The 11,894-nt window shown below is 59.5% G+C and carries 14 protein-coding genes and 1 other RNA gene; 8 read left to right on the top strand and 7 right to left on the bottom strand.

The window, feature by feature from the left end; translation table 11 throughout:
* Positions 1-5: 5 nt before the first annotated feature.
* Positions 6-353 (top strand): DUF6404 family protein, encoded by a 348-nt coding sequence (locus BVU99_RS24255; protein ID WP_043138333.1) that lies wholly within the window; start codon positions 6-8, stop codon positions 351-353.
* Between the two features lie 97 nt (positions 354-450).
* Here the strand turns inward: BVU99_RS24255 and ssrA are convergent.
* Together ssrA and smpB are read right to left on the bottom strand one after the other, a co-directional pair.
* Positions 451-814: a transfer-messenger RNA gene (gene ssrA / locus BVU99_RS24250) on the bottom strand.
* Between the two features lie 49 nt (positions 815-863).
* Positions 864-1,346, bottom strand: a complete 483-nt coding sequence (smpB, locus tag BVU99_RS24245; protein WP_016929804.1) for an SsrA-binding protein SmpB — start codon at positions 1,344-1,346, stop codon at positions 864-866.
* 161 nt (positions 1,347-1,507) lie between these two features.
* Here smpB and BVU99_RS24240 point away from each other — a divergent pair, with 161 nt between their 5' ends.
* Both BVU99_RS24240 and BVU99_RS24235 read left to right on the top strand, forming a co-directional pair.
* Positions 1,508-1,942, top strand: a complete 435-nt coding sequence (locus BVU99_RS24240) for a type II toxin-antitoxin system RatA family toxin (protein WP_197811334.1) — start codon at positions 1,508-1,510, stop codon at positions 1,940-1,942.
* Positions 1,935-2,219: an RnfH family protein gene (locus BVU99_RS24235; protein WP_039568596.1), complete on the top strand. Its 285-nt coding sequence runs from the start codon at positions 1,935-1,937 to the stop codon at positions 2,217-2,219. Before BVU99_RS24240 ends, BVU99_RS24235 begins: the two co-directional genes overlap by 8 nt.
* A gap of 117 nt (positions 2,220-2,336) precedes the next feature.
* Here the strand turns inward: BVU99_RS24235 and bamE are convergent, their stop codons facing one another.
* The 3 genes from bamE to nadK form a co-directional block, all read right to left on the bottom strand.
* A complete protein-coding gene (bamE, locus tag BVU99_RS24230; protein WP_004929101.1) occupies positions 2,337-2,675 on the bottom strand; it encodes an outer membrane protein assembly factor BamE in 339 nt (112 codons plus the stop codon).
* A gap of 240 nt (positions 2,676-2,915) precedes the next feature.
* Entirely contained in the window at positions 2,916-4,577 is a 1,662-nt protein-coding gene (gene recN, locus BVU99_RS24225) for a DNA repair protein RecN (RefSeq protein WP_099816867.1), read from the bottom strand.
* An 86-nt stretch (positions 4,578-4,663) separates the two neighbouring features.
* Positions 4,664-5,542 carry an NAD(+) kinase gene (gene nadK, locus BVU99_RS24220; protein WP_019452304.1) on the bottom strand — a complete coding sequence of 293 codons (879 nt, stop codon included), beginning with the start codon at positions 5,540-5,542 and terminating at the stop codon, positions 4,664-4,666.
* Positions 5,543-5,667: 125 nt separating this feature from the next.
* Here nadK and grpE point away from each other — a divergent pair, with 125 nt between their 5' ends.
* Positions 5,668-6,252, top strand: a complete 585-nt coding sequence (gene grpE, locus BVU99_RS24215; RefSeq protein ID WP_025159545.1) for a nucleotide exchange factor GrpE — start codon at positions 5,668-5,670, stop codon at positions 6,250-6,252.
* A 56-nt stretch (positions 6,253-6,308) separates the two neighbouring features.
* Here the strand turns inward: grpE and ung are convergent, their stop codons facing one another.
* Positions 6,309-6,992: a uracil-DNA glycosylase gene (gene ung, locus BVU99_RS24210; RefSeq protein ID WP_099816866.1), complete on the bottom strand. Its 684-nt coding sequence runs from the start codon at positions 6,990-6,992 to the stop codon at positions 6,309-6,311.
* 346 nt (positions 6,993-7,338) lie between these two features.
* Between ung and grcA the strand changes: the two genes are divergently transcribed.
* From grcA to BVU99_RS24195, 3 genes are all read left to right on the top strand, one after another.
* Entirely contained in the window at positions 7,339-7,722 is a 384-nt protein-coding gene (gene grcA / locus BVU99_RS24205; RefSeq protein WP_004929114.1) for an autonomous glycyl radical cofactor GrcA, read from the top strand.
* 183 nt (positions 7,723-7,905) lie between these two features.
* Positions 7,906-8,868: a DUF2974 domain-containing protein gene (locus BVU99_RS24200; RefSeq protein WP_025303953.1), complete on the top strand. Its 963-nt coding sequence runs from the start codon at positions 7,906-7,908 to the stop codon at positions 8,866-8,868.
* The gene (locus BVU99_RS24195; RefSeq protein ID WP_049209574.1) at positions 8,861-9,616 is read left to right on the top strand and encodes an ankyrin repeat domain-containing protein; all 756 of its coding nucleotides are present in this window, start codon (positions 8,861-8,863) and stop codon (positions 9,614-9,616) included. Before BVU99_RS24200 ends, BVU99_RS24195 begins: the two co-directional genes overlap by 8 nt.
* Before the next feature lie 52 nt (positions 9,617-9,668).
* On the opposite strand, the gene srmB is transcribed toward BVU99_RS24195, so the two are convergent.
* Complete coding sequence (gene srmB, locus BVU99_RS24190; RefSeq protein WP_025303951.1) at positions 9,669-10,991, bottom strand: ATP-dependent RNA helicase SrmB; 1,323 nt, start codon at positions 10,989-10,991, stop codon at positions 9,669-9,671.
* Between the two features lie 99 nt (positions 10,992-11,090).
* On the opposite strand from srmB, the gene BVU99_RS24185 reads away from it, so the two are divergent.
* Positions 11,091-11,870, top strand: coding sequence for a methyltransferase (locus tag BVU99_RS24185; protein ID WP_025303950.1), 780 nt, complete (start codon positions 11,091-11,093; stop codon positions 11,868-11,870).
* Positions 11,871-11,894: the final 24 nt, after the last annotated feature.

Below are 11,894 nucleotides of genomic sequence, written 5' to 3'. Positions count from 1 at the left end.
GAACGATGACGTTTGAACAACGAAGGGACAAGGCGATAGCGCTGATGGAGGAAAAGAAGATGTGGCGGAGCAACTATGCGCCGCCAATCTTGCGCCTGCTGTGGCGAATGGATGTGAATATGCCACCGCCGCCGTTTGCGCCTTTCTGGCTGAATATGCTGTTCTTCGGCATTTGGTTTGGCCCGCTGTGGGGCGTGCTGATGTGGTTCATGGTATGGAAAAATCAGGGATATACCGGTGAAGAGGCCCTGACATTAAGCCTCGCCGCCGGCCTGTTGTTTGGCTTTTTTATGGCGCTTTTCCACTACAGGCGGAAAAAGGCGAACAGGCTGCCGGACTGGAACTCGCTTTGACACGTTGGTGACGAACAGACACAAAAAAGCCCGCAACCGAAGTTGCGGGCTTTTTCGCTATTATCGCCGGGTCTATCTGGTTCACTGGCGACGTATTTGGTGGAGCTGGGGGGATTTGAACCCCCGTCCGAAATTACTACACCGTCGGCACTACATGCTTAGTCCAATCTTTACATTCGCCGGCCAGCTGCGGATGGACACGCTACTGACAGACTAGCCTGATTGAGTTTAACGCTTCAGCCCCAGGCAGGACGTCCACGCGATCTCTTTTGGGTTTGACCTCTCTTGATCCCCGTCCTAAGAGCGGAGGCTAGGGAGAGAGGGCTCTAAGCAGGGTATTAAGCTGCTAAAGCGTAGTTTTCGTCGTTTGCGACTATTTTTTTGCGGCTTTTTACGAGGCCAACCGCCCCTCGGCATGCTCCTAGGGCTTCGCAAATCCCGTCGAATCCAGAATCAGCCCCAAGTAACTTTGTGCAGTATACCAGAAGTTTACCTCGATAAGCCAGCGGCTTAACGATTGGCGTGCTTCATGATACGGGCTTTCGCCGTCTGCCATTCGCGATCTTTGATGTCATCGCGTTTGTCGTGCTCTTTCTTGCCTTTGGCTACGCCGATCTTGATCTTGCTCCAGGCATTTTTCCAATACAGGGACAAGGCCACCACGGTGTAACCGTCGCGGTTGACGCGGCCGAGCAGGGTGTCCAGCTCGCGTCGGTTCAGCAGCAGTTTACGGGTACGCGTCGGATCGCACACCACATGCGACGAAGCCACGTTGAGCGGGGTGATGGTGGCGCCAAACAGGTAGGCTTCACCGTCACGGAACGTCACGTAGCTGTCGCTGAGGTTGGCTTTGCCTGCACGCAGCGATTTAACTTCCCACCCTTGCAGCGACAGGCCCGCCTCGAACTCTTCTTCAATGAAGTATTCGAAACGCGCGCGCTTGTTTTGGGCAATGGTGGCGGAACCGGGTTTGTGTGCTTTTTTCTTTGTCATAGTGCGTTCATTATACTGGATGCTTCAGCGAAAGAAATCCTTTCCCGTTCAGCACCTGCGCAATTTTTCGCATTTTTGGTGCCCTCATCCCTTAGCAGATTTTTTGTTTGCCGCCAGATAAATGGTATTATCTGTACGTTTTATGTCTTACAGGAAATGATATGCCCCAGATCAGTCGGTCTGCATTAGTGCCGTTCAGCGCCGAGCAGATGTATCAGTTGGTTAACGATGTTCATTCTTACCCCGATTTTCTGCCAGGCTGCACCGGCAGCCGGGTGCTTAACGCTACCTCCAACGAAATGACCGCCGCGGTGGACGTCGCCAAGGCCGGTATCAGCAAGACTTTCACCACCCGCAATACGCTGCTGGATAACCAGAGCATCAATATGCAACTGGTCGATGGCCCGTTCCGCAAGCTGATGGGCGGCTGGCACTTCACGCCGCTGAGCGAAGAGGCCTGCAAGGTGGAGCTGCACCTGGACTTCGAGTTCACCAACAAACTGATTGAGCTGGCGTTCGGCAAGGTGTTCAAAGAGCTGGCGGGCAACATGGTGCAGGCATTCACCCAGCGGGCGAAAGAGGTCTACAGTGTCTGATATCCAGGTCGAGGTGGTGTACGCCTTGCCGGAGCGTCAGTACCTGCGCAAGGTGAAGCTGGCCGAGGGTAGCAGCGTCGAGCAGGCGATCCAAGCTTCCGGCCTGCTGGAGCTGCGACAGGATATCGATCTCAAGAGCAACAAAATCGGCATCTACAGCCGCCCGGCCAAGCTGGGCGATACGCTGAACGACGGCGACCGGGTGGAGATCTACCGGCCGTTGCTCGCCGATCCAAAAGAGCTGCGCCGGCAACGGGCAGAAAAGGCAAAAAAATAAGGCGCTTATAGCGCCTTATTTTTTATCTGGAACCGATTTTCTCTTCCGCGTTGCAGCCTGCGACTGTCATGAGGAACACCATGCCCCCTCATGGGCCGGAAGAGCGGGCGGCGCCGATTACTTGGTCAGCGCCGGTTTGTTTTGGATATCGGTCAACACGCCTGCGCTGTCGAAGGTCAGCGTCAACGTCTGCTGGGTGATGTCTTCATGGCCAGGCTGCTGGCGGAACACATAGAACCACGTCTGAGTTCCGAACGGGTCTTGCAGCATTGGGGTGCCCAATGTGTAAGCGACCTGTTGTTGGGTCATCCCTTTCTGAATTTTCGCCACGTCGGTCGACGTCAGGTAGTTCCCCTGGTTGATGTCAGGACGATAAACCACCTTTTCAAAAGTAGAACAGCCTGCAGTCAGCATCACAAGAACTACAGCGGCGGCAGTCAGCGTTTTACAGCGCATAGTAATCACATTCCTTTAGGGCATAGGATGCCGATGATAATAGACCTTGCGGCAGTTGGAAACCTTTATACCCTTCATCTTTCACGTTGCGACGCGTTGGCTTTCTTTCAGCACCTCAAGCGCTTGGCCTGTTTCAGGCCGTTGAGGGGGCTTAAGATCACCGCCGCGCCGCACTTTAGATATCTTTCGGGTCAACAGCGTCACTGTCAGACCGCAGGAAAGTGAAAAAGTTGAGCTTTTTTATGCCGCCAGCAGTTCTTTGGCGTTCGCCAACGTATTGCGGGTGACTTCGCTGCCGCCGAGCAGGCGTGCCAGCTCCTGCAGCCGGGCGCGTTTATCCAGCGGCGCCATCTGGGTTTCGGTGACCGTGCCGTCGGTCTGTTTGCTGACGAACAGATGCTGATGCCCGCATCCGGCCACCTGCGGCAGGTGAGTGACGCACATCACCTGGGTGGATTCGCCGAGCTGGCGCAGCAGACGGCCGACGATGGCGGCGGTCGGGCCGCTGATGCCCACGTCCACCTCATCGAAGATCAGCGCCGGGGTTTCCATCTTGCGGGCGGTGATCACCTGAATGGCCAGCGCGATGCGCGACAGCTCACCGCCGGAGGCGACCTTCGCCAGCGGCTGCAGCGGCTGCCCCGGGTTGGTGGAGACGCAGAACTCGGTGCGGCTGGCCCCTTCGGCGCTCAGATGCTGCGGTTCGAAACGCACGTCGATGTGGAACTTGCCGTGCGGCATGGAGAGCGCCTGCATGCTGTCGGTAATGAGCGTGGTCAGCTCGGCGGCGTAGTGCAGGCGTTTCTGATGCAGCTGCTCCGCCAGCGCCAGCGCCTGCTGGTGATGCAGGGTGACCGCCTCGTTCAGATGTTCATGGTCGCTTTCCTGCTGTGAAAGCAGCTGCTGTTCATCCAGCAACTGCTGATGCAGCTGCGGCAGCTCTTCCGGCGTGACCTGATGTTTGCGCGCCAGGCTGATTTGGCGCGACAGGCGCTGTTCCAGCTCGTGCAGGCGGTTGGGATCGAGATCCATGCGATCGGCGTAGTGGCGCAGCTCGTCGCTGGCTTCGCTGATCTGGATAGAAGCCTCTTCCAGCATGTCCAGCAGGCCGCCGAGCTTGTCGTCCAGCCCGGCCAGTTCAAGCAGCAGGTGCTTGGCGCTGTAGAGCTGGCTGAGCATGTTGTTCTCGTCGCTGTCGGCGAGCAGATGCAGCGTCTGCTGGCTGAGGGTCAGCAGCTGGCCGCTGTTGGCCAGGCGCTTGTACTCGGCGTCAGTCTGCTCGAACTCGCCGGCCTGCGGCGCGAATTCGTTCAGCTCTTTCAACTGGTATTGCAGCAACTGCTTGCGCGCTTCGCGCTCGATGGACTGCTGCTGATGATGCGCCAGCTCGCGGCAGCTCTGGTGCCATCGTTGGTAGGCCTGGCTCATCGCCGCCAGCAGGGCGGGTTCGTCGGCGTAGGCGTCGAGCAGCGCTTTTTGGTGCTCCGGCTTGAGCAGCAGCTGATGGGCGTGTTGGCCGTGGATTTGGATCAGGCGTTGCCCCAGTTCGCGCAGCTGCGACAGCGGCACGGCGGTGCCGTTGATAAAGCCGCGCGAACGGCCGTCGGCGTTGATCACCCGGCGCAGCAGGCATTCGTTGCTGTCGTCCAGCTGGTTCTGTTCCAGCCACTCGCGCGCAGACGGGGTGTCCGCCAGCGAGAAGCGGGCGCAGAGGTCGGCGCGGGCGGCTCCCAGGCGCACCACGTTGCCGTCGGCGCGGTTGCCGAGGCACAGCCCCAGCGCATCGATGGCGATGGATTTGCCGGCGCCGGTTTCACCGGTGATCGCCGTCATACCCGGTTGAAAATCGATTTCCAACTCACGAACGATAGCAAAGTTGCTGATGGTTAATTGCGCCAGCATGGGAACCTTCCTGTGTATAAACACATAACTGTAATTTCATACAGTATAAACTGGTTTTATATACAGTAAAGTGGCCGGCGCAGATTTTAGAACAATTTTTTCGACCAGCCCAGCTTGGTGCTTAACGTGTTGAAATAGCTGTAGTCCTTCGGGTGAATCAAATTCAGGTGGAAATCGCTGCGGCGGATCAGCACTTCTTCGCCTTCCTGGATAGGCAGCGCGATCTGGCTGTCGCAGCTGATCTCCAGATCGCTGCCGATCTGCGAAAACTTCAGGCGGATGGTGCTGTCGCCGTTGATCACCAGCGGCCGGGCGGAAAGGGTGTGCGGGAACATCGGCACCAGCGCGATCGCCTCCAGCGACGGGGTGAGGATCGGCCCACCGGCAGAGAGCGAGTAGGCGGTGGAGCCGGTCGGCGTGGCGATGATCAGGCCGTCGGAGCGCTGCGAGAAGGCGAAGCGATCGTCGATGTACACCTCGAATTCGATCATGTGTGCCACTTTGCCAGGGTGCAGCACCACTTCGTTGATGGCGGTGCTGATGCGGCACTGCTGGTGCTCTTTATGCACGATGGTTTCCAGCAGGAAACGCTGTTCGTCGATGTATTCGCCTTCCAGCACGTCCGCCAGCTGCTGCAGGGCGTTGTCGGGATCGAGATCGGTGAGGAAGCCGAGGTTGCCGCGGTTGACCCCGATCACCTTGATGTCGTAGCGCGCCAGCACGCGCGCGGCGCCGAGCATGTTGCCGTCGCCGCCAACCACCACCGCCAGATCGGCCCGCTGGCCGATATCCGCCAGGCTGCCGGTCACGGCGTCTTTCAGCCCCAAATCATGGGCGATTTGGCGTTCGACCATCACCGAATAGCCGCGGGCCACCAGCCAGTGGAACAGCATCTCGTGGGTTGCCAGCGCTGAAGGGTGACGCGGGTGGCCAACAATGCCAATACAGGCGAATTTTTTATTCATTTGTTGTGATTTTCCTCACCGGGACCCGTTTATGCCCCACATTGTGACCGGTTGACTTGAAACCCCGGTTTTGATCCCCATAATAAGCCAAGTTGCGAGATTAATGCTAAAACGCGGAGATATTCATGAGTAGTAAAGAACAGAAGACGCCAAACGAGCAAGTCTCGGAAGAAATGGAACAACACGCTCATCACGAGGATACGCTGCCGGAAGCGGCGGAAGGCGTCGATCTGCGCGATGCGCGTATCGCCGAACTGGAAGCCCAACTGGCGGAAGCTCAGCAGCACGAGCGCGACAGCCTGCTGCGCGCCAAAGCGGAAGCGGAGAACATCCGTCGCCGCGCCGAACTGGACGTCGAGAAAGCGCACAAGTTCGCCCTGGAGAAATTCTCCGGCGATCTGCTGCCGGTGATCGACAACCTGGAGCGCGCGCTGGATCTGGCGGATAAAAACAATCCGGAACTGGCCGCGATGATCGAAGGCATCGAGCTGACGCTGAAATCGCTGCTGGACGTGGTGCGCAAGTACGGCATCGAAATCGTCGGCGACGTCAACGTGCCGTTCAACCCGGAAGTGCATCAGGCGATGAGCATGATGGAATCCGCCGATCACCAGCCGAACCACGTGATGATGGTGATGCAGAAAGGCTATACGCTGAACGGCCGCCTGCTGCGTCCGGCGATGGTCGCGGTCTCTAAAGCCAAGGCGTAATCGCCCCGGCAACGGCATAAAGAAAGGCACCCGAGGGTGCCTTTTTTGTCTTTGGACTACGTCTGCGGCAGGCGCGGCATCCAGTCGATCGGCGTGAGCCCTTGCTGCTCCAGCAGCTGATTGGCCTGCGAGAAGTGGCGGCAGCCGAGGAAACCGCGGTGCGCGGAGAGCGGTGACGGGTGCGGCGCTTTCAGCACATGGTGGCGGTTGCGGTCGATAAAGTTGCCTTTCTTCTGCGCGTGCGAGCCCCACAGCAGGAACACCACGCCTTCGCGGTTCTCGTTCAGGGCGGCAATCACCTTATCGGTAAAGGTTTCCCAGCCCAGGTTGGCGTGCGAGTGCGCGCGGCCGCCTTCCACCGTCAGCACGGTGTTGAGCAGCAGCACCCCCTGTTCGGCCCAGCTTTGCAGGTAGCCGTGATCCGGACGTTCGAAGCCGGGAATGTCGGTCGCCAGCTCTTTATACATGTTCACCAGCGACGGCGGCGCCGGCACGCCGGGGCGCACCGAGAAAGAGAGGCCGTGCGCCTGATTGGGGCCGTGATACGGATCCTGGCCGAGGATGACGACCTTGACGTCCGCCAGCTCGGTATAGCGGAAAGCGTTGAACACGTCCTTCTGCGGTGGATAAATGGTCTTACCGGCCTGGCGCTCAGCGGCAACAAAGGCGAGCGTTTCAACAAAATAGGGCTGCTCTTTCTCTTTGCCGATCACGTCATGCCAGGTGAGGGAGGTGGCCATAAACGCTCTCCTTTGTTTTCTTTAGCAATTCATGGGCTATAGCTTACCGTTTCGGCACGCGCAGCGAAACCCGCTTTTCATTTCTCACTGTCACGCGTAATGCAATTATTTTTGAAAATTTACAAAAATAATTGGTTTTTGCCGCAGTGGGAAAATTGATATAAAACATAAATTTGCCCCTTCATGCCCTGTGCCTACCCGGTAAAAATTGACTTTAATCAAGGAACTGGCCCGGTCAGGCTGGTATACAGAACAACAAGACAACAATGGTTTTACCAAATGGCCGAAACCAGAATTGGGTTTTCTCACGACGTGAATTTTTACGCCCTTGTACGGAGGCAACATAATGATTACCGGTATTCAAATTACCAAAGCGAACGACCAGGCGCTGGTGAATTCTTTCTGGCTGCTGGATGATGAAAAAGCGGAAGCTCGCTGCGTGTGCGCCAAGGCCAACTACGCGGAAGATCAGGTTGTCGCAGTGAGCGACCTGGGCCAGATCGAATACCGTGAAGTGCCGCTGGAAATGCAGCCGACCGTGCGCGTGGAAGGCGGTCAGCACCTGAACGTCAACGTGCTGCGTCGCGAAACCCTGGAAGACGCGGTCAAGCACCCGGAAAAATACCCGCAGCTGACCATCCGCGTGTCCGGTTATGCGGTACGCTTCAACTCTCTGACGCCGGAACAGCAGCGCGACGTTATCGCCCGCACCTTTACCGAAAGCCTGTAATTTGCGGCGCAGTCAATCAGGGAGCTTCGGCTCCCTTTTCTGCGTTTGGTGGCCGAAAACCGAACGCGGATCACATTCTGTACAAAGATAAGCATTTCTAATACAGAACTCATCCGACCTGCCGATAGCTAAATCAGCACCTATTCAGGTGCTCAATAAAAAGTCTATCGACAAGGAGTCGGCATGAGTATGCCTTTAAGTTTTACCTCTGCAGTATCCCCGGTGGCCGCGATCCCTACACCTCGCGCCGCTGCCGAGACGGCGACGGCGGCGCAGCCTGCGGCAGCGCCGGCAAATCCAGCGCCGGTGGCCACCCCTTCTCAGAACACGCTCAATGCGCAGAACCTGTTGAATACGCTGGTCGGCGATATCTCCGCGGCGGCCCCGACGGCGGCGGCAGCGCCGGGCGTGACACGGGGGCAACAATCGCAGGAAGGTGATTATGCGTTGGCGCTGTTGGCCAAGGACGTTTATTCACTGAACGGCCAGGGCGCTGCCGGGTTCAACCGCCTGAGCGACAGCGCGCTGCTCGGTTTTGGCATCGATCCCGCCAGCCTGCACGACGCGGGCAGCGGTTTCCAGGCCGGGGTTTACAGCAACGACAAGCAGTATGTGTTGGCGTTCGCCGGCACCAACGACTGGCGCGACTGGCTGAGCAACGTGCGGCAGGCGACGGGCTATGACGATGTGCAGTACAATCAGGCGGTTGCCGCTGCCAAAAGCGCCAAGGCGGCCTTTGGCGATGCGCTGGTGATCGCCGGTCATTCGCTTGGCGGTGGCCTGGCGGCCACGGCTGCGCTGGCGACCGGTACCGTCGCGGTCACCTTCAACGCGGCTGGGGTTTCGGATTACACCCTGAATCGCCTGGGTATCGATCCGGCGGCGGCGAAGAAAGATGCCGAAGCCGGCGGCATTCGCCGCTACAGCGAGCAATATGACATGCTGACCAGCACCCAGGAGTCGACTTCGCTGATCCCGGACGCCATCGGCCATAACATCACCTTGGCCAACAACGATACCCTGACCGGCATCGATGACTGGCGGCCGAGCAAGCATCTGGATCGCAGCCTGACGGCGCACGGCATCGACAAGGTGATAAGCTCGATGGCGGAACAAAAGCCGTGGGAGGCGAAGGCCAATGCCTGAAGGGCGTCGCTTGCGGCGGGCGCTGGCGATAGCCTTACTGGCGCTGGTCGCGGTGACCGGTTTACTGATGATGGCTAAGGAGCAACAGATGGGGCAGGAGATTTCGCCGTTTGACGGCCGCAGCAATCTGGCGCTGGCTCAGGCGGTGGCGCGTGGCGATACGCAGGGTATCCGTGCGCAGGCCACGCAGGATCGCTTGCGCGAACGGGGCGATCGGCAGGTCACGCTGTTGCAGTGGGCGGTGCTTTCGCAGCAGCCGGGTAGCGTGCAGGCGTTGCTGGCGCTCGGGGCAGACCCGGCGGCAGCGGGGCTGGACGGCAACAGCGCGTTGCACACCGCGGCGATGTTGCAAGATGCGCAGTACCTGCGGCTGTTGCTGGCCGAAGGGGCACAGGTGAACGTGCGTAATGCCGTTACCGGCGCCACGCCGCTTGCGGCGGCGGTGCTGGCCGGGCGCGAAGAGCAACTGCGGCTGTTGCTGGCGGCCGGAGCGGACACCACCTTGAGCGATCGGCTGGGGGATACTCCGCTGCATCTGGCGGCGAAGATTAACGCGCCGCACCTGGCGCTGCTGCTGTTGCAGGCCGGGGCCGATGCCCGGGCACGCAACCAGCAGGGCGTCGTGTTCCAGTTTTACTTCTCGCAAACGCCGGCGCATTTGCAGAATGACGAGCTGAAGGCGCAGTTCCGCGAACTGGATAAATGGCTGCAGGGGCACCGTCTGGCCACGCACTACGCGCAGCAGTAAACGCCCATAAAAAAACCGCCTGTACAGGCGGTTTTTTCTTAGGCAGCGGTGGTTATTCCGCGTCGCCGGCCGGTTTGGCCTTCGCCTGACGGCGTTTGCCGACGTTTTTGGCGTCGCGATGGCGCACTTTCACCTTGGCCTTTTCTTTGTTCTTCGCCTTGTCTTCCGCGCGCTTGGCCAGCACTTTCTTCGACGGTTTACCGTTGCTCTTCTCGTTCGGCACCTTGGTTTTCGGCCGCAGTTCGTCGATCACGCGCGCTTTCAGCGGCTCGTTCAGGTAACGGCCCACTTTGCCCAGCAGCAGATGGTCGTGCGCTTCCACCAGCGAAATGGCGGTGCCTTTGCGCCCGGCGCGGCCGGTACGCCCGATGCGGTGCAGGTAGGTATCCGCCGTGCGCGGCATGTCGAAGTTGAACACGTGGGTGATATCGAGGATATCCAGGCCACGTGCGGCAACGTCGGTGGCCACCAGCACGTTAACCCGGCCATCCATCATGCGTTTGACCGCCTCGTTGCGTTTGGCCTGCACCATTTCGCCTTCGAGATAGCAGGTGTTGATGCCCGCTTCGCGCAGCCAGGTGGCCAGCTCATGCACGCGCTCGCGCTTGCGCACGAAGATCACCGATTTCTGCACGTCTGGCTGCTGCAGCAGGTGGATTAGCAGCGCGGTTTTGTGCTGCACGTCATCGGCGCGGTAGTACCACTGCAGGATCTTTTTGCGTTCGCGGCGCGACGGATCGGCCTCCACTTCCACCGGCTCTTTCAGGATGCGTTCGGCGAATTCGCGGATCGCTTCGCCTTCCAGCGTGGCGGAGAACAGCAGCGTCTGGTTGCGCCAGCGGGTTTCGGCGGAGATGGTTTCGATGTCCTGCGCGAAGCCCATGTCGAGCATGCGGTCGGCTTCGTCGAGGATCAGGGTTTCCACCGCGCGGCAGTCGAAGTTCTCTTCTTTAATGTATTGCAGCAAGCGGCCGGTGGTGGCGACCACCACGTCCTGGTTTTCGCTGAACACTTCCGCGTGGTTCATGTAAGCGACGCCGCCGGTGATGGTGGCGATATCCAGCGAGGTATGAGCAGCCAATTCACGCGCCTGGTCGGCGACCTGCATCGCCAGTTCACGCGTTGGCGTCAAGATCAGCACGCGCGGCGGGCCGGATTTTTTGCGTGGAAAGTCCAGCAGGTGCTGCAAAACGGGCAGCAGGAAGGCGGCGGTTTTGCCGGTGCCGGTCGGAGCCGAACCTAAGACGTCGCGCCCGTCCATCGCCGGCGGGATCGCTGCGGCCTGAATGGCGGTGGGGCGATCGTAGCCTTTGTCGCGCAGCGCGTCGATCAGGCGATCATCGAGTTCGAGTTCGGAAAAAGTGGTTGCTGTCATGGTCTACCTCTACTTGGGGCGCCGATTATAGACGGGTTGGCCGCGATCTTCACCTATTTAAGCGGAAAGCCGCTCTTTTCCCGCCGATCAGATTGCCTTATGCTACGCCAGTTTTATAGCCAGGTGGTGAGTGTGAGCAAGCGATCGAAAGCCGATTTTACCCCGCGCCGCGGGGGTTTTACCTTTAAACAATTCTTTGTCGCCCACGATCGTTGCGCCATGAAAGTGGGCACCGACGGGGTGCTGCTCGGCGCCTGGGCACCGCTGGGGCAGGCGCGCCGGGTGCTGGACATCGGCTGCGGCAGCGGGCTGATCGCGTTGATGCTGGCGCAGCGCAGCGGCGACGAAGTGACCATCGACGCGGTGGAACTGGATGAAGCCGCCGCCGGCCAGGCGCGCGAAAACGCGGCGGAATCGCCGTGGCCACAGCGCATCCGCGTGCATGCGCAGGATATTCATCATTATGCGCAGCGGCATGCCGCTGAGTATGATCTGATCGTCAGTAATCCGCCGTATTTCGAGCCGGCGGTGGCCTGCCGCGACCAGGCGCGCCACAACGCGCGCTACACCGAAACCCTGACGCACGGCGCGCTGTTGGCCTGCGCGGCGCAGCTGCTGGCGGAACAGGGGACGTTCTGCGTGGTGCTGCCGCACGACGTTGGCGCCGAATTCGAACGCCTGGCGCTGCAAAGCGGCTGGCATACGGCGGTGAAAGTGAACGTCAGCGACCGGGCCGATACGCCGCTGCACCGGGTGTTGCTGGCGCTGACACGGCGGGAAACGCCGCTGCAGGCGCAGGCGCTGGCGATCAAACAGGCCGATGGCAGCTACACCGACGATTTCCGCCGATTGATCACCGACTTCTACCTGTTCTACTGAAAAGAAAAGGGCGCCGATAAGGCG

The organism is Serratia sp. OLAL2, assembly GCF_002752475.1.
Lineage (GTDB): Bacteria > Pseudomonadota > Gammaproteobacteria > Enterobacterales > Enterobacteriaceae > Serratia > Serratia bockelmannii.
This window is presented reverse-complemented; position numbering and strand designations above follow the sequence as displayed.